Raw genomic sequence first — 17,875 nt, 5'->3', positions numbered from 1 at the left:
AACATCATCGTGTCGCGAAAATTTGAGAGACTCGAACACACCGTCATCCTGTTCTTATTACGGAGAACAGACGCAGCGTGTCGTTTCAATTTTCAGCTTGATCCAGATTTTTAAAGAGCAAAACTTCGCAGTGAACCTTTTCAGGTACACTCTGAAGTTTTCTTGTTGTTCGCAGTAAAAGGATGGTGGAGCTATGCGGGATCGAACCGCAGACCTCCTGCGTGCAAGGCAGGCGCTCTCCCAGCTGAGCTATAACCCCATCACAAATGCTAAATCTCTTACCCGTTCATTTCCTGCCAGAACTTACCAAAGGAATGAATTGGTAGGCCTGAGTGGACTTGAACCACCGACCTCACCCTTATCAGGGGTGCGCTCTAACCACCTGAGCTACAAGCCTGCAGAGATTTTTTACTGCTTATTTTTCATCAGACAATCTGTGTGGACACTACAAAGGCAGGTTCTTTCAGGTAAGGAGGTGATCCAACCGCAGGTTCCCCTACGGTTACCTTGTTACGACTTCACCCCAGTCATGAATCACAAAGTGGTAAGCGCCCTCCCGAAGGTTAAGCTACCTACTTCTTTTGCAACCCACTCCCATGGTGTGACGGGCGGTGTGTACAAGGCCCGGGAACGTATTCACCGTAGCATTCTGATCTACGATTACTAGCGATTCCGACTTCATGGAGTCGAGTTGCAGACTCCAATCCGGACTACGACGTACTTTATGAGGTCCGCTTGCTCTCGCGAGGTCGCTTCTCTTTGTATACGCCATTGTAGCACGTGTGTAGCCCTACTCGTAAGGGCCATGATGACTTGACGTCATCCCCACCTTCCTCCAGTTTATCACTGGCAGTCTCCTTTGAGTTCCCGGCCGGACCGCTGGCAACAAAGGATAAGGGTTGCGCTCGTTGCGGGACTTAACCCAACATTTCACAACACGAGCTGACGACAGCCATGCAGCACCTGTCTCACGGTTCCCGAAGGCACTAAAGCATCTCTGCTAAATTCCGTGGATGTCAAGAGTAGGTAAGGTTCTTCGCGTTGCATCGAATTAAACCACATGCTCCACCGCTTGTGCGGGCCCCCGTCAATTCATTTGAGTTTTAACCTTGCGGCCGTACTCCCCAGGCGGTCGACTTAACGCGTTAGCTCCGGAAGCCACTCCTCAAGGGAACAACCTCCAAGTCGACATCGTTTACGGCGTGGACTACCAGGGTATCTAATCCTGTTTGCTCCCCACGCTTTCGCACCTGAGCGTCAGTCTTTGTCCAGGGGGCCGCCTTCGCCACCGGTATTCCTCCAGATCTCTACGCATTTCACCGCTACACCTGGAATTCTACCCCCCTCTACAAGACTCTAGCCTGCCAGTTTCGAATGCAGTTCCCAGGTTGAGCCCGGGGATTTCACATCCGACTTGACAGACCGCCTGCGTGCGCTTTACGCCCAGTAATTCCGATTAACGCTTGCACCCTCCGTATTACCGCGGCTGCTGGCACGGAGTTAGCCGGTGCTTCTTCTGCGAGTAACGTCAATCACTGTGGTTATTAACCACAATGCCTTCCTCCTCGCTGAAAGTACTTTACAACCCGAAGGCCTTCTTCATACACGCGGCATGGCTGCATCAGGCTTGCGCCCATTGTGCAATATTCCCCACTGCTGCCTCCCGTAGGAGTCTGGACCGTGTCTCAGTTCCAGTGTGGCTGGTCATCCTCTCAGACCAGCTAGGGATCGTCGCCTAGGTGAGCCGTTACCCCACCTACTAGCTAATCCCATCTGGGCACATCTGATGGCAAGAGGCCCGAAGGTCCCCCTCTTTGGTCTTGCGACGTTATGCGGTATTAGCTACCGTTTCCAGTAGTTATCCCCCTCCATCAGGCAGTTTCCCAGACATTACTCACCCGTCCGCCGCTCGTCACCCGAGAGCAAGCTCTCTGTGCTACCGCTCGACTTGCATGTGTTAGGCCTGCCGCCAGCGTTCAATCTGAGCCATGATCAAACTCTTCAATTTAAGTTTGATGCTCGTGAATTAAACTTCGTAATGAATTACGTATGTTCACTCAGAGACTTTGGTATTCATTTAGCGTCTTGCGACGTTAGAATCCATGTCACTTTGAGTGCCCACACAGATTGTCTGATAAATTGTTAAAGAGCAGTGCAACGCGGCTTTCGCTCACCGTTGCGAGGTCCCGTATAATACGTTTTCCTCATTCAGAGTCAAGCGTTTAATTTCGCTTTTCGCTGTCGGCGTTCATCGCTGAACCCCTGCTGCCCCGGCGGCTTGCGTGCCGTTGTTCCGTGTCAGTGGAGGCGCATTATAGGGAGTTATTCTGAGGTGACAAGAGGAAATGTAAAAAAACTTTCTGACCGTATCTTTTTTCGCCAAAACGCTGGTTAACAAGCCACAAACTGTCCTATTTGCTGTTTTTGCAGTCACAAACACACGCCTGATGGCATACTTAACAGCATGTACTATTAAGGAATAAGAGCGATGCCCTTAAGCGCGCAACAGCTGGCCGCCCAAAAAAACCTCTCTTACGTGCTGGCAGAGAAACTGGCCCAACGCATTCTGGCAGGAAAATATATGCCCGGAAGCATTCTTCCCGGTGAAATGGAGCTGGGTGAACAGTTTGGCGTGAGCCGTACCGCCGTGCGTGAAGCCGTGAAAACCTTAACCGCGAAAGGCATGGTGCTCCCGCGCCCGCGTATCGGAACTCGCGTGATGCCCCAGAGCAACTGGAACTTCCTCGACCAGGAGCTGCTCTCGTGGTGGATGACCGAAGAGAACTTCCATCAGGTTGTGGAGCATTTCCTGGTTATGCGTGGCAGCCTCGAACCTCAGGCATGTCTGCTCGCCGCCGTGCAAGGTAGCGCCGAGCAAAAAGCACAGCTTAATACGTTGATGGACGAAATGACCTTCCTGAAGCAGCATTTCAACCGCCAGCGCTGGATTGAAGTGGATATGTCCTGGCACGAACAAATTTACGCGATGAGCGGAAACCCTTTCCTGACCTCCTTTGCCTCCCTGTTCCATTCGGTGTATCACACCTACTTTGCTTCTATTACTCAGAATGACGTGGTGAAGCTGGGCCAGCACCAGGCCATTGTCGATGCCATTCAGGAGAGCGACGGACAGCGCGCTTTACTCGCCTGCCAGGTTTTATTAGCAACACCACACCAACAACCGGACAATCAATGACTGAGAAAAAAGCACGCAGCATGGCGGGATTGCCATGGATTGCGGCCATGGCTTTCTTTATGCAGGCGCTGGATGCCACCATTCTTAACACGGCCCTCCCGGCCATTGCCGAAAGTCTCAACCGCTCCCCGTTGGCGATGCAATCCGCCATCATCAGCTATACGCTGACCGTCGCGATGCTGATCCCGGTCAGCGGCTGGCTGGCGGACCGCTTCGGTACACGTCGAATCTTCATGCTCGCCGTTACTCTGTTTACGCTCGGTTCGCTGGCCTGCGCACTTTCGACATCCCTGGCGGAGCTGGTTGTTTTCCGTATCTTGCAGGGCATCGGCGGCGCAATGATGATGCCGGTCGCACGCCTGGCGCTGTTACGTGCTTACCCGCGCAGCGAGCTGTTGCCGGTACTTAACTTTGTGACCATGCCCGGTCTGGTCGGCCCCATTCTCGGGCCGGTTCTTGGCGGCGTGCTGGTCACCTGGGCGAGCTGGCACTGGATATTCCTGATCAATATTCCAATTGGCGTGGCTGGCCTTTGCTACGCCCGCAAATATATGCCGAACTTCACCACGCCAAAGCGCAGCTTTGATATGGGCGGCTTTTTCCTGTTCGGCCTGAGCCTGGTGTTGTTCTCCACCGGCATGGAGTTATTTGGCGAGAAAATCGTCGCCACCTGGATCGCCCTTTCTATCATTCTGAGCGGCATCCTGCTTTTCCTTCTCTATATACGTCACGCGCGTCGTCATCCGACGCCGCTGATTTCATTGCTGCTGTTCAAAACCCGAACCTTCTCGGTGGGGATTGCCGGAAACATCGCCTCGCGTCTGGGAACCGGCTGCGTGCCCTTTCTGATGCCGCTGATGCTGCAGGTAGGGTTTGGCTATCCGGCGCTGATAGCCGGGTGCATGATGGCCCCGACCGCCGTCGGGTCAATTCTGGCGAAATCGATGGTGACGCAGATTTTGCGTCGGCTGGGCTATCGTAAAACTTTGGTGGGCGTCACGGTCTTTATCGGTCTGATGATTGCGCAGTTTTCGCTTCAGTCCGCCGCCTTCCCGGCGTGGATGCTGCTGCTCCCGCTCTTTATCCTGGGCATGGCGATGTCTATCCAGTTTACGTCGATGAATACCATCAGCCTCGCGGATCTCACCGACGAAAATGCCAGTGGCGGCAACAGCGTGCTGGCTGTGACGCAGCAGCTGTCGATCAGTTTAGGCGTGGCGGTGAGCGCAGCGGTGCTGCGCGTCTATGAAGGGATGGAAGGGACGAACACGGTTGAGCAGTTCCATTACACCTTTATCACGATGGGCGCACTGACGGTGGTCTCGGCGCTGGTGTTCATGCTGCTCAAACCCAAAGATGGCCGCAATCTGATTAAAGATCGCCACCAGCCGAAACAGAACCGCGTTCCATCAGAACAGGAGTAAGCTGCAAACGTTGTTGCTGAAGTGCGGGCTGTGCCATACGATGAATCAACACATCGATCGCCAGCTCGCCCAGCTCATCTTTCGGCTGATGAATGGTGGTCAGCGGCGGCGTCATAAACTGAGCCAGCTCGATATCATCGTAACCAATCACCGCCATATCCTGGGGAACGCGTAATCCCGCCTGATACAACGCCTGATACGCACCAAAAGCCATCGCATCGTTACCGATAAATACCGCCTGCGGACGCACGTCTTGCGCCAGTAGTTTTTGCATCGCCTCAAAACCACCGTTAAATTCAAAATCGCCGGTGATGCGATATCCGTCCGGAACGGGCAGCCCCGCGCGTTCCATGGCAGCGAGAAATCCCTCGAGACGTAAACGCGCCGGAGTTTTATCCAGCGGCCCGGTAATGCAGGCGATGCGGCTGTAGCCTTTATCAATCAAATGCTGCGTCGCCATATCCCCGCCCAGCAGCGAGTTATCCTGAATCAGATCGCTGGTCCCGTCGAAGGGCGCCCAGTCCATCATCACCGTTGGAACCGAAGGATAGCGCTGCATGATCTCTTTGGAGGGCTGGTGCGTTTCGGTGCACAGCAGCAATAATCCATCGACGCGTTTTTGCATCAGCGTTTCCAGATTACGGTTCATACGCTGTTCGTCGCCCTCGGTGTTACACAGCACCAGGCTGTAACCCCGCTCAAAGCAGCTACGCTCAACGCCGCGCACCAGCTCAGAATAAAACGGGTTTGTACTGGCGGTGATCAGCATGCCGATGGTGTGAGTCTGATTAAGCTTAAGACTGCGCGCGAGCGCCGAAGGAGCGTAGTTGAGGTCTTTAATGGCAGCGTCGACTTTTTCCCGTATCGCCTCGCTGACAAAGCGATCGTTATTGATGACATGGGAAACCGTCGAAGTAGAAACGCCCGCCATGCGGGCGACATCTTTCATTGTGGCCAAGCGTTACCTCTGCTGACTCAAAAATTCATCGATCTCTTTGCGCCATGGAACGGAAGGCTGTGCTCCTTTGCGTGTCACCGCAATCGCGGCAGCGGCATGAGCGAAGCGGATGGCATTGTCCAGCGAGCCACCTTCCAGCAGCGCCGTAACCAGCGCACCGTTAAAGGTATCTCCCGCCGCGATCGTATCAATCGCTTTGACCTTAAAGCCGGGAACGCGACGGCCTTCGCCGTTGACGCTCGCCCATACGCCACGGCTTCCGAGCGTAATGATGACCGTACCGATACCTTTATCGTGCAGCGCCTGAGCGGCACGCGCCGCGTCGTCATCATTTTCCACGCGAATGCCCGTCAGCTTTTCGGCTTCCGTTTCGTTCGGGGTGATGATGTCCACCAGCGCCAGCAACTCGTCTGATAATAGACGCGCTGGAGCAGGGTTAAGTACGACAGTGGTATGATTTTCATGTGCAATTTTCGCGGCCGCCAGCACGCTTTCGACCGGCGATTCGAGCTGCATCAGCAGCGCTTCGGCGCTGGAGATCAATCCTCGCTGCGCTTCCACGCGTTCGATGGTCAGCGCCGCATTGGCACCCGCATGAATACCGATGACATTCTCACCTTCTGCGTTGACAAAAATCAGCGCCACGCCCGTCGATTCCCCGCCCACCACACTGACGGGTGAGATATCGATATGGTCGCTCTCCAGCTGTTTACGCACGCGCTCGCCCGTATCGTCATCGCCGGTACAGGCGATAAATGCAATATTAGCGCCGCTGCGACCGGCGGCCACCGCCTGGTTTGCGCCTTTACCGCCGAAAGCCACCTGATACTGATTGCCGGTGACGGTTTCGCCAGGCGTGGGGAAAGCATCAAGGTTAAGAATGTGATCGGCATTAATACTGCCAAGGACGACGAGATTAACTGCGGTTTTCATGTTTGAGCTGTCCAGTAAAGATCGCCACCGGTTTTACCCGGTGGCGTATGCCACACTTTTCTTTATTTGTAGTCCCTCAGGCCGTCAGACGACTGCCTGAATCGCCTATTACTGCTTGACGACCAGCTTCAGGTCAACCGGATATTTCGCCTGGACTTTCTCGCCCTTCAGCACTTTATCCGCAGTCTGAACACCCGTCGCACCAATCTGCTCTGGCAACTGAGCGATGGTTGCCGCCAGTTTGCCATCATTTACGGCTTTCTCACCGTCTGGCGTGCCGTCAAAGCCGACAACCATCACATCCGATTTACCGGCAGTCTGCAGCGCACGCAGCGCGCCGAGTGCCATTTCATCGTTCTGTGCGAAGACAGCCTGCACTTCAGGGTGCGCCGTCAGCAGGTTCTGCATAACGTTCAGACCTTTAGTACGGTCGAAGTCAGCAGGCTGGCTGGCCAGGACGTTAAATTTGTGGGCTGCCACGGCTTGCTGGAAACCTTCGCCACGCTCACGCGCTGCGGATGTCCCTGCGATACCCTGCAGTTCGATAACTTTGGCGCCTTCACCTGCTTTCTTCGCGATGTAATCACCCGCGATTTTACCGCCCAGCACGTTATCAGACGCGATATGGCTAACGACGTCACCTTTTGTCGCCACACGGTCAAGAGTGATCACCGGGATTTTCGCCTGGTTGGCCATCTTCACGGCGTTACCGACCGCATCAGAGTCGGTTGGGTTGATCAGCAGGATTTTGGTGCCACGAACAGTTAAGTCCTGAACGTTAGCCAGCTCTTTCGCCGAGTTGTTCTGAGAGTCGAGAACCACCAGGTTATAACCCAGTTTGTCGGCTTCTTTCTGCGCACCATCCTTCAGGGAAACGAAGAACGGGTTATTCAGGGTCGAGATGACCAGCGCGATGGTGTCTTTCGCCATAGCGTTCGCACTAACGGTAGCGCTCAGTGCCACAGCAGAAACCAGGGTAGCCAGTTTTTTCATGTTCATATCAGAGATGTCCTGTAGTGTCGTCAGTTACTGTTTTTTGTTGTCTACCAGAACCGCCAGCAAAATCACCACTGCTTTAACGATCATCTGGTAATAGGAGGAAACACCTAACAAATTCAAACCATTATTCAGGAAGCCAAGAATCAGTGCGCCGATCAATGTCCCAACAATGCGACCTTTACCCCCCGCCAGGCTCGTACCACCCAGTACCACGGCGGCAATCGCATCCAGCTCATATCCCGTTCCCGCTGTCGGCTGCGCAGAAGAGAGGCGCGCCACTTCGATGATACCTGCCAGCGATGCCAGCAAACCGCACAGGGAATAGACGATAATTTTGACTTTATTGACGCTAATACCGGAGAGACACGTCGCCGCTTCGTTACCGCCCAGCGCATAGATATAGCGGCCGAGGCGCGTGTGGTGCAGCATGTACCAGGCCGCCAGGAAGACGATACCCATAATCCACACCGGCGTCGGGATACCCAGCGGACGACCGATACCGAACCAGCCAAATAGATCGGCGTTATCAGTAAAGCCGGTATTCACGGGACTGCCGTTGGTGTACACCATCGTGACACCGCGCAGCAGCAGCATCATCACCAGCGTGGCGATAAACGCCTGCACGCGGCCTTTAGCCACAATCATCCCGGTGACTGCACCCACTGCGGCGCCTAACGCCAGGGCAGCGGCGATAGCCACCAGCGCGTTAACTTCAATCCCTACAATTGAAGCCGCTACCGCGCCGGTGAGCGCCAGCAGGGAACCGACGGACAGGTCGATCCCCGACGTCAGAATCACCAGCGTCATGCCGACCGCCATAATGGCGTTCACGGACGTCTGCTGGAGAATATTGAACAGGTTATTGACGGTAAAAAAGTTCGGGCTCATGGTCGACACAATCGCGATCAGCACCAGCAGCGCAATCAGTGATTTTTGTTCCAACAGCCATGCCTTGGTGAAATAGCGGCGACCAGAAACAGCCTGGGTAGTCATCTTCTTACTCCTGATTCACGCGATTAAGCTTGCCCACAGCGGCAGCCATCAGAACTTCCTGGGTGGCCTGCTCGCGAGTGAATTCACCGCCGAGATGCCCTTCATGCATGACGATAATGCGATCGCTCATGCCTAATACTTCTGGCATCTCGGAAGAGACCAGAATGATGCTCAGACCGTCAGCCTTGAACTGGTTGATCAGCTGATAAATCTCTTTCTTGGCACCGACGTCAACGCCACGGGTTGGTTCGTCGAGGATCAGCACTTTTGGACGCGTCATCAGACCGCGGGCAATCGCCACTTTCTGCTGATTACCGCCGGAGAGCAGGCCGATTGCCTGTTCCATCGACGGCGTTTTCACATTAAACAGGCGAATGAAATCACTGACCGCCTGCTGTTCGTCTTTGTGCTTCAAGCTGCCGCCGCTGCGGCTGAAGTAGCCCAGCGCCGTCAGGGACATATTCTCTTTCACCGACATCCCGAGCACTAAGCCATCGCGCTTACGGTCTTCGGAGATATAGACGATGCCGTTCGCCAGCCCATCCTGTGGAGAGCGGGTGACAACTTCATGGCCGTCGAGAGTGACGTAACCGCTGGTGCGCGGTAGCGCGCCGTACAGCACTTTCATCAGCTCGGTACGCCCGGCCCCCATCAGCCCGGCCACGCCAAGGATTTCGCCCTGACGCAGCGTGAAGGAGACATCGTTTACGCCCGGCCCACACAGATTGTCGACTTTCAGACGGACAGCGCCCGGTGTTTTGTCGAGACGCGGATACTGTTCTTCCAGCTTGCGCCCCACCATCATCTCAATCAGCGTATCTTCGGTCAGCGAGGAGACCTCGCGCTCGGCAATAAATTGCCCGTCGCGGAATACCGTCACGTCATCGCAAATCTCAAAGATCTCTTTCATGCGGTGGGATATATAGACGATCCCGCGCCCCTGAGATTTCAGCTCGCGGATCACGCGGAACAGGGATTCGGTTTCTGTATCGGTCAGGGCGTCGGTCGGTTCATCCATAACGATGACTTTCGACTCGAAGCTCAGCACTTTGGCGATTTCCACCATCTGCTGATCGCCAATAGACAAGTCGCCTACCAGACGGTCGCTTTTAAAGCGTAGATTCAGCTTCGCCAGCAGAATGTCGGCTTCGGCGTACATCTTTTTCCAGTCGATTTTGCCAAAGCGATTAACGAATTCACGGCCCAGGAAGATGTTTTCCGCAATGGTGAGCTGCGGGATCAGGTTCAGCTCCTGGTGGATAATACCAATCCCGGCTTCCTGAGAGGATTTAGGTCCGGTGAAGGTCGTCTCTTTCCCCAGCCACAGCAGCGTTCCGGCGTCACGGGCATAAATGCCGGTGAGCACTTTTATCATTGTGGATTTGCCAGCGCCGTTTTCACCCACCAGCGCCATAACGCGCCCGGAGTAAACGTTTAACGCGGCGCCGGAGAGGGCTTTTACGCCCGGGAACGATTTATCGATCCCTTTGAGTTGCAATAATGCGTCCATGATGGCCTCAGAACGTGACGCCAGCACAGAGAATGATATTCGCATACGGGGAACACTCCCCGCTGCGAATCACCGCCTGACTGTCTGCGGTTTGTTGTTTGAATTGCTCGTGCGTTGTGTAACGAATTTCTATGGTGTTTCCCTGGTGTTGTTGCAGTTGCTCAATATGGCTGAGCAACGTTTCGTGGAGTTGCGGATTATGTTGTTTGATCTCCGTCGCGAGAATGGCCGCCTCAACCTGCATCTCCGACGTCACCACGCCCAGTACCTGCATAAACGAGGGCACGCCCTGCGTTAACGCCATATCAATACGGGTTGTGCTGCGCGGAACCGGTAAGCCTGCATCGCAAACTACCAGCGTATCGGTATGCCCAAGACGGGAAATAACCGACGAGATTTCAGAATTGAGTACCGTGCCTTTCTTCATTTTCTTGCTCCACTAGCGAAACGTTTCGCTAAAAGAAGTGTAGCCGCAAGAGTGTTCAGAAAACCATCATGACGTAACAGAATTGTGATCAACGTCGAAACGTTTCGCTAAGTGAAATGTGGGGGCATTTTGGGAAGTGTTTTACCTGGTGGCGCCTCGCTTATCCGGCCTACGGTTTCGTAGGGCCGTGCAAGCGAAGCGTCACCGGGAGAAGGTGTTGCGGAGGTTAAATCTCGACCTGCGTCCCTAACTCAATCACGCGGTTAGGCGGGATTTCAAACTGGTCAGGTGCGCGCAGGGCGTTACGCTGCAGGATGAGGTACAGCTTGCCGCGCAGACGCAGATACCACGGACGTTTGCCGACAATCAGCGACTCGTGCGACATAAAGAACGAGGTTTCCATCATTCGACAGCTCAGCCCTTCCAGACCACAGCGGTGGAACACCTCTTCCACGTTCGGCGTTTCGCGCCAGCCGTAACTCGCCACCACGCGCCAGAAGGTCGGAGAAAGCTGTTCGATCTGCACACGGCGCACGTTGTGGACGTATGGCGCATCTTCGGTTCTCAGCGTCAGCAGGATCACGCGCTCGTGCAGCACTTTGTTGTGCTTGAGGTTGTGCATCAGGGCAAACGGAATCACGTTCAGCGCGCGTGACATATAAACTGCGGTGCCAGGCACGCGCACCGGCGGAGATTTCTCCAGAGAGGCAATCATCGCTTCCAGAGAGTTACCGTGCTCGTGCATACGGCGCAGCAGGCGGAAGCGCTCGCTCTTCCAGGTGGTCATCACCAGGAACATCACCAGCCCCAGGGTCAACGGCAGCCAGCCGCCGGAGACGATTTTGTCGAGGTTCGCTGAGAACAGCGGCACATCGATGCAGAGGAAGCCCACCAGAATCAGCGCAACCAGGAATTTATTCCAGTGCCAGTTCCGGTACGCCACGGTGGTCGAGAGAATCGAAGTCAGCACCATCGTACCCGTCACCGCAATACCGTACGCCGCAGCCAGGTTGCTGGAGTGCTCGAAGCTGACAATCACGATCACCACGGCGAAGTAGAGCAGCCAGTTGATGAACGGAATGTAGATCTGGCCGGACTCCATCTCCGAGGTATGAATGATGCGCATCGGCGACAGATAGCCCAGACGAACCGCCTGGCGCGTCAGGGAGAAGACGCCGGAAATCACCGCCTGAGAGGCAATGACTGTGGCCAGTGTGGCAAGGATAAGCATCGGCACCAGCGCCCAGTCAGGCGCCAGCAGGAAGAACGGGTTCTTGATCGCTTCCGGATGTTTGAGCAGCAGCGCGCCCTGACCGAAATAGTTCAGCACCAGAGACGGCAGAACCACGGTGAACCAGGCCAGACGAATCGGCAGCTTACCGAAGTGACCCATATCCGCATACAGCGCTTCCACACCGGTGATTGACAGCACCACAGCGCCCAGCGCGACGAACGAAACCGTTTTGTATTCCAGGAAGAAGTGGACCGCCCACATCGGGTTCAGCGCCTGCAGCACTTCCGGGTTGGCGATAATACTGCGCAGACCGAGTGCCGCCAGAATCAGGAACCATGCCAGCATAATGGGTGCAAAGAGTTTACCCACCAGCCCCGTACCGTGCTTCTGAATAGCAAACAACAGCGTCAGTACAATGATGGCGAGCGGAACGACCCACGTATCCAGCTGCGGAGCAATAATCTCCAGCCCCTCAATTGCTGAGAGCACCGAAATCGCCGGGGTAATCACCACTTCTCCATAGAAGAAGCTGCCACCGATCAGGCCGATAATCACCAGGAACGAGGTCATTTTTGCCGATGTATTACGCCCGGCAAGAGACATGAGGGTCAGGATCCCGCCTTCACCGGCGTTATCCGCGCGCATGACAAAGGAGAGATACTTAACAGAAACCACCAGGATCAGCAGCCAAAAGATGAGTGACAAAAAGCCAAAAACGGCGTCACGTTCAACACCAAAACCAAACTGACCGGACAGACATTCGCGAAGCGTATAGAGCGGGCTGGTACCGATATCACCGTACACAACCCCAATGGCCGCAAGCGTTATAGCGCTTAATGATTGCTTATTATCAGTGCTCATAGACTAGTCTTTTCGTTGTATAACAAATGTGTGCTTAGTCCCTTGGCCCACAAAAAGGCGCACAGTATGCACGATTAATCGCAAGATCGTACCCCTAAATGCAACCCTATTAATGTAGCGCAAAGAAAATAACGCCGCACTTCAGTCTATTACCAGCCCATGCTGAAACGTCTATACTCGCATCAATTAGCTGCGACGACGCCGAAAGGACGCAACACAATTATGGCTCACTCACATTTATTAGCAGAAAGAATTTCCCATCTCAGCGGTGCGCTGGAGAAAGGCCTTTTCGAACGCAGCCATGCGATTAGGCTCTGTTTGCTGGCAGCGCTCAGTGGCGAAAGTGTGTTCCTGCTCGGCCCGCCCGGCATCGCCAAAAGCCTGATTGCGCGTCGACTGAAATTTGCCTTCCAGAATGCGCGCGCCTTTGAATATCTGATGACCCGTTTCTCCACCCCGGAAGAGGTTTTTGGCCCGCTTTCCATTCAGGCCCTGAAAGATGAAGGTCGCTATCAACGATTAACGGCAGGGTATCTGCCCGAGGCTGAAATTGTCTTTCTGGATGAGATCTGGAAAGCCGGCCCGGCGATCCTGAACACCCTGCTTACCGCCATCAACGAACGTCGCTTTCGTAATGGCGCTTATGAAGAAAAAATCCCGATGCGCCTGCTGGTGGCGGCGTCCAACGAACTGCCTGAAGCCGACAGCAGCCTTGAAGCGCTGTATGACCGCATGCTGATTCGCCTGTGGCTGGATAAAGTGCAGGATAAGTCGAATTTCCGCTCGATGCTGGTGAGCCAGCAGGACGAAAATGAAAACCCGGTAGCGCCGTCATTGCAGGTAACTGACGACGAGTACCAGCAGTGGCAGCAGGATATCGGCAAAATCAAACTGCCGGACGCCGTTTTTGAACTGATCTTTATGCTGCGCCAGCAGCTGGATTTATTGCCGGCCGCGCCGTATGTCTCGGATCGGCGCTGGAAAAAGGCGATCCGCCTGTTGCAGTCCAGTGCTTTGTTCAGCGGCCGGGATTCCGTCGCCCCCATCGATCTGATCCTGCTGAAAGATTGCCTGTGGCACGATGCGGAAGGGATGCATCTGATGGAACAGCAGCTGGATGTTTTGATGACCGGACACGCGTGGGGGCAGCAGGCAATGCTCAACCAACTGGGCGCCATCACCCAGCGACGCATCCAGCTTCAGCAGCAGCAAAGCGACAAAACGGCACTGAAAGTGAGCCGTCTCGGCGGGATGTTCTCACGTAAACCGCACTACGAGTTGCCCCCAGAACTGACGGACACCACCCTGACGCTCTTACTCCAGCAGCCGTTAAAACTCCACGATATGCAGGTGGTTCACATCACCATTGAGCGCGAAGCGCTGTCGCAGTGGCTGGATAAAAATGGCGAAATCCGTGGAAAACTCAACGGCATCGGCTTTGCCCAGGTGCTGAACCTGGAAGTGGATACCAGCATGCATCTGGTGATCCGCGATGTGAGCCTGCAGGGTTCACGCCTCGCCCTGCCGGGAAATGCCTCGGATAACGTGCCGGAAGAGATCAAACAGCAGCTTGACGCGCTGGATACGGAGTGGCATCAGCAGCACACGCGCTTCAGCGAACAGCAAAAATGCCTCTTTATACATAGCGACTGGTTGGGTCGCATCGAAGCCAGCCTGCAGGATGTCAGCGCGCAGATCAAACAGGCGCGTCAATGCTAACGCTGGATACGCTCAATGTGATGCTGGCGGTTGGTGAAGAGGGGCTGATTGAAGAGGTCGTCCTGACCTTACTCGCCTCTCCCCAGCTGGCCGCATTCTTTGAAAAGTTTCCGCGCATTAAAAAAGCCGTCACCGACGATATCCCGCGCTGGCGAGATAGCCTGCGCCAGCGGCTAAAAGAGACCGAAGTCCCGCCAGAGCTTACGGAAGAAGTGGCCTGCTACCAGCAGTGCCAGCGGTTATCCACACCGCAATTTATCGTTCAGCTTCCCCAGATCCTGACGCTGCTCGATAAAGTGCACTCCCCGTACGCCGCCCAGGCCCGCAAGCTGGTCTCGGACAACGCCACCTTTACTCCGGCGCTGCATACGCTTTTCCTGCAGCGATGGCGGCTCAGTCTGGTGGTGCAGACCACGTCGCTCAACCAGCAGTTGCTGGAGGAGGAGCGCGATCAGCTGCTCAGTGAAGTTCAGGAGCGGATGACGCTGAGCGGCCAGCTGGAGCAAGTGCTGGTGGAGAACGAAAACGCCGCCGGAAGGCTTTGGGATATGAGCGCCGGGCAGATCCGGCGCGGCGACTATCAGCTGATCGTTAAATACGGCGATTTTCTGGCGCAACAGCCCGAACTGATGCAGCTCGCGGAGCAGCTTGGCCGTTCGCGGGAGGCAAAGTCGGTGCCGAAAAAAGACGCGCCAATGGAAACCTTCCGCACGCTGGTTCGCGAACCGGCAACCGTGCCGGAACAGGTCGACGGCTTACAGCAGAGCGATGACATCCTGCGCCTGCTGCCGACAGAGCTGGCGACGCTTGGGATCACCGAGCTGGAGTATGAGTTCTACCGGCGGCTGGTGGAGAAACAGCTGCTTACCTATCGCCTGCACGGCGAATCCTGGCGCGAAAAAATCAGCCAGCGTCCGGTCGTTCATCAGGATTTTGACGAACAGCCGCGCGGCCCCTTCATTGTCTGCGTAGATACTTCCGGTTCGATGGGCGGCTTTAACGAACAGTGTGCCAAAGCGTTTTGCCTGGCACTGATGCGCGTCGCCCTCGCCGACCGGCGTCGCTGTTATATCATGCTGTTTTCCAGCGAAGTGGTGGGATACGAACTGACGAGTGAGCAGGGCATCGAACAGGCGATCCGCTTTTTGAGCCAGCGTTTTCGCGGCGGAACCGATATTGCCAGCTGTTTTCGCGCTATCGCAGAACGCATGCAGGGCGGGGACTGGTATGACGCGGATGCGGTGGTCATTTCCGATTTTATTGCCCAGCGACTGCCGGACGACGTGGTCACAAAGGTGAAATCATTACAGCGGGATCACCAGCACCGCTTTCATGCGGTGGCGATGTCGCAACATGGAAAGCCCGGCATCATGCGCATTTTCGATCATATCTGGCGCTTTGATACCGGGTTACGCAGCCGCCTGGTCAGGCGCTGGCGGCGTTAATTAAAGCAGAGAGCCGATGCTTTCACGCACCTGATGCGGCCACACCCCACACTGAACCTGCCCGATATGGGACAACTGCAGCAACAGCATTGTCAGGCGTGACTGGCCGATACCGCCGCCGATAGTTTGCGGCATTTCGCCGCGCAGCAGGGCCTGGTGCCACTCAAGTTTCAGGCGATCTTCATCTCCCGTCACCGCCAGCTGGCGCTTCAGGGCGTCGGCATCCACGCGGATCCCCATGGAAGAAAGCTCAAACGCATCTTCCAGAATCGGGTTCCACACCAGAATATCGCCGTTCAGACCGGCTAATTCTCGCTCGTCGCGGGTGCTCCAGTCGTCGTAATCCGGGGCACGCACGTCATGGCGCTGTCCGTCAGAAAGTTTGCCACCGATACCGATCAGGAATACCGCGCCCAGCTCTTTAGCGATCGCGCGCTCACGGCCTTTGGCATCGAGATCCGGGAAACGGCTCAGCAGATCCTGGCTGTGAACAAAGTGGATCGAGTCTGGCAGGAACGGTGCCAGTCCGAACTCTTTACTCACCGCCGCTTCGGTTGCTTTGATCCCCGCGTAGATGGCCTCTACGGTGGATTTCAGCGTCCCTAAGTGACGTTCACCATCACCCATTACACGCTCCCAGTCCCACTGGTCAACGTAAACGGAGTGGATGGCCGTCAGGCGATCTTCATCGGGGCGAAGGGCTTTCATGTGCGTGTAAAGCCCTTCGCCCGCGCTGAAGTCGTGTTGACCCAGTGTCTGACGCTTCCATTTCGCGAGTGAATGAACCACTTCGAACTGGGCGTCTGGCAAGGTTTTCACTTTTACCTGTACCGCTTTTTCGCAACCAGACAGGTTGTCCTGCGTCCCATCACCGACGCGGCTCAGAATCGGAGCCTGGACTTCAATGAGGCCAAGTTTCTCTTCAAGCTGACGTGAAAAATGGGATTTAACGAAACTGATCTGGCGTTGTTTTGCGATGTAAGCGGTTTTCATTTTTATACTCCTGCGTCCTGTTGATATTGATTAAGCAACAAAAACGGCACCCAATACAATAATCCAACAACAAAAAGCCCACTTCACTTTTGAATCGTTAAAATATGGCGCTAGAATAGAGTGATTACTCAATCTTCATAAGAAAATACTATGGAAAATTATCAGATCGATAATCTGGACCGCGGCATCCTCGAAGCATTAATGGCCAATGCGCGCACGGCGTATGCCGAACTGGCTAAACAATTTGGCGTCAGCCCAGGGACGATTCACGTTCGCGTGGAGAAGATGAAGCAGGCGGGGATTATCACCGGGGCGCGGATTGACGTCAGTCCAAAACAGCTGGGGTATGACGTCTGCTGCTTTATTGGCATTATTCTGAAAAGCGCAAAAGATTACCCGTCTGCGCTGGCCCGGCTCGAAAGTCTGGAAGAGGTGACCGAAGCCTATTACACCACCGGCCACTACAGCATCTTTATTAAGGTCATGTGTAAATCGATCGATGCCCTGCAGCAGGTACTTATCAACAAGATCCAAACAATTGATGAAATTCAGTCCACCGAGACGCTGATCTCCCTGCAGAACCCGATTATGCGCACCATCCGGCCCTAGCGGCGCCATTTAATTACCACATTTTCCACAGGTAGATCCCAGCTCGCTCACAGCGTACAATGCTCCCCTCTTTATATGAGCGAGCGATCATGGCAGATATTACTCTTATCAGTGGCAGTACTCTTGGCGGCGCGGAATATGTTGCAGAACATCTCGCGGAAAAGCTGGAAGACGCAGGTTTCTCGACCGAAACCCTGCATGGACCGTTACTGGAAGATCTCCCTGCTGATGGGATCTGGCTGCTGATCACCTCCACGCATGGTGCGGGCGATATCCCTGATAACCTGCAACCTTTCTATGATGAGCTTCTCGAGCAACGTCCCGATCTGTCAGCCGTGCGTTTTGGCGCGATTGGGATAGGTAGCCGCGAATACGACACCTTTTGTGGTGCAGTAGAGAAAGTAGAAGCGGCGATCGAGTCGTGTGGAGCAAAACAGATCGGCGAAACGCTGAAGATCAACATCCTCGATCACGATATTCCGGAGGATCCAGCCGAAGAATGGCTGGGTGAATGGAAAAATTTACTCAATAACGCTTAAAGATCGTGCGATCAGATGTGGATAAGTCTGGTCAA

Annotated in this window: 14 protein-coding genes, 2 tRNA genes and 1 rRNA gene; 6 read left to right on the top strand and 11 right to left on the bottom strand. The window is 54.8% G+C overall.

Features of this window, described 5'->3' with window-relative positions; all coding sequences use genetic code 11:
• Positions 1-183: 183 nt before the first annotated feature.
• The 3 genes from F153LOC_RS14445 to F153LOC_RS14435 all read right to left on the bottom strand — a co-directional run bounded on the left by F153LOC_RS14445 (position 184) and on the right by F153LOC_RS14435 (position 2,008).
• Positions 184-259, bottom strand: a tRNA-Ala gene (locus F153LOC_RS14445).
• Between the two features lie 61 nt (positions 260-320).
• Positions 321-397: transfer RNA gene (locus F153LOC_RS14440), tRNA-Ile, on the bottom strand.
• Between the two features lie 71 nt (positions 398-468).
• Positions 469-2,008, bottom strand: a 16S ribosomal RNA gene (locus F153LOC_RS14435).
• Between the two features lie 480 nt (positions 2,009-2,488).
• On the opposite strand from F153LOC_RS14435, the gene F153LOC_RS14430 reads away from it, so the two are divergent.
• Together F153LOC_RS14430 and mdtD are read left to right on the top strand one after the other, a co-directional pair.
• The gene (locus F153LOC_RS14430) at positions 2,489-3,196 is read left to right on the top strand and encodes a FadR/GntR family transcriptional regulator (RefSeq protein WP_102105139.1); all 708 of its coding nucleotides are present in this window, start codon (positions 2,489-2,491) and stop codon (positions 3,194-3,196) included.
• On the top strand, positions 3,193-4,620 hold the full coding sequence (mdtD, locus tag F153LOC_RS14425; protein WP_100778315.1) for a multidrug transporter subunit MdtD: 1,428 nt from the start codon (positions 3,193-3,195) through the stop codon (positions 4,618-4,620). The genes F153LOC_RS14430 and mdtD overlap by 4 nt, the downstream gene beginning before the upstream one ends.
• Here the strand turns inward: mdtD and rbsR are convergent.
• From rbsR to kup, 7 genes are all read right to left on the bottom strand, one after another.
• Positions 4,568-5,578: a ribose operon transcriptional repressor RbsR gene (gene rbsR / locus F153LOC_RS14420; protein ID WP_100778314.1), complete on the bottom strand. Its 1,011-nt coding sequence runs from the start codon at positions 5,576-5,578 to the stop codon at positions 4,568-4,570. The two genes, mdtD and rbsR, sit on opposite strands and share 53 nt — an antisense overlap.
• A 3-nt stretch (positions 5,579-5,581) precedes the next feature.
• Positions 5,582-6,511 (bottom strand): ribokinase, encoded by a 930-nt coding sequence (gene rbsK, locus F153LOC_RS14415; RefSeq protein ID WP_102105138.1) that lies wholly within the window; start codon positions 6,509-6,511, stop codon positions 5,582-5,584.
• 108 nt (positions 6,512-6,619) lie between these two features.
• On the bottom strand, positions 6,620-7,510 hold the full coding sequence (gene rbsB, locus F153LOC_RS14410; protein WP_102105137.1) for a ribose ABC transporter substrate-binding protein RbsB: 891 nt from the start codon (positions 7,508-7,510) through the stop codon (positions 6,620-6,622).
• A 27-nt stretch (positions 7,511-7,537) separates the two neighbouring features.
• The gene (gene rbsC, locus F153LOC_RS14405; protein ID WP_102105136.1) at positions 7,538-8,503 is read right to left on the bottom strand and encodes a ribose ABC transporter permease; all 966 of its coding nucleotides are present in this window, start codon (positions 8,501-8,503) and stop codon (positions 7,538-7,540) included.
• 4 nt (positions 8,504-8,507) lie between these two features.
• On the bottom strand, positions 8,508-10,013 hold the full coding sequence (gene rbsA, locus F153LOC_RS14400; protein ID WP_102105135.1) for a ribose ABC transporter ATP-binding protein RbsA: 1,506 nt from the start codon (positions 10,011-10,013) through the stop codon (positions 8,508-8,510).
• Positions 10,014-10,020: 7 nt separating this feature from the next.
• The gene (gene rbsD / locus F153LOC_RS14395) at positions 10,021-10,440 is read right to left on the bottom strand and encodes a D-ribose pyranase (protein WP_102105134.1); all 420 of its coding nucleotides are present in this window, start codon (positions 10,438-10,440) and stop codon (positions 10,021-10,023) included.
• Between the two features lie 226 nt (positions 10,441-10,666).
• Positions 10,667-12,535, bottom strand: a complete 1,869-nt coding sequence (gene kup, locus F153LOC_RS14390; RefSeq protein ID WP_100778308.1) for a low affinity potassium transporter Kup — start codon at positions 12,533-12,535, stop codon at positions 10,667-10,669.
• Positions 12,536-12,757: 222 nt separating this feature from the next.
• On the opposite strand from kup, the gene ravA reads away from it, so the two are divergent.
• Both ravA and viaA read left to right on the top strand, forming a co-directional pair.
• Complete coding sequence (gene ravA / locus F153LOC_RS14385; protein WP_102105133.1) at positions 12,758-14,254, top strand: ATPase RavA; 1,497 nt, start codon at positions 12,758-12,760, stop codon at positions 14,252-14,254.
• Positions 14,248-15,699, top strand: coding sequence for an ATPase RavA stimulator ViaA (viaA, locus tag F153LOC_RS14380; protein WP_102105132.1), 1,452 nt, complete (start codon positions 14,248-14,250; stop codon positions 15,697-15,699). Before ravA ends, viaA begins: the two co-directional genes overlap by 7 nt.
• Here viaA and asnA read toward each other — a convergent pair whose 3' ends face one another.
• Positions 15,700-16,692 carry an aspartate--ammonia ligase gene (gene asnA, locus F153LOC_RS14375; protein ID WP_102105131.1) on the bottom strand — a complete coding sequence of 331 codons (993 nt, stop codon included), beginning with the start codon at positions 16,690-16,692 and terminating at the stop codon, positions 15,700-15,702.
• A gap of 150 nt (positions 16,693-16,842) precedes the next feature.
• Here asnA and asnC point away from each other — a divergent pair, with 150 nt between their 5' ends.
• Both asnC and mioC read left to right on the top strand, forming a co-directional pair.
• Positions 16,843-17,301, top strand: coding sequence for a transcriptional regulator AsnC (gene asnC, locus F153LOC_RS14370; RefSeq protein ID WP_088221282.1), 459 nt, complete (start codon positions 16,843-16,845; stop codon positions 17,299-17,301).
• Positions 17,302-17,390: 89 nt separating this feature from the next.
• Positions 17,391-17,840: an FMN-binding protein MioC gene (mioC, locus tag F153LOC_RS14365; RefSeq protein WP_102105130.1), complete on the top strand. Its 450-nt coding sequence runs from the start codon at positions 17,391-17,393 to the stop codon at positions 17,838-17,840.
• Positions 17,841-17,875: the final 35 nt, after the last annotated feature.

The organism is Lelliottia sp. F153 (assembly GCF_002870005.1).
GTDB classification, from domain to species: domain Bacteria; phylum Pseudomonadota; class Gammaproteobacteria; order Enterobacterales; family Enterobacteriaceae; genus Enterobacter; species Enterobacter nimipressuralis.
This window is presented reverse-complemented; position numbering and strand designations above follow the sequence as displayed.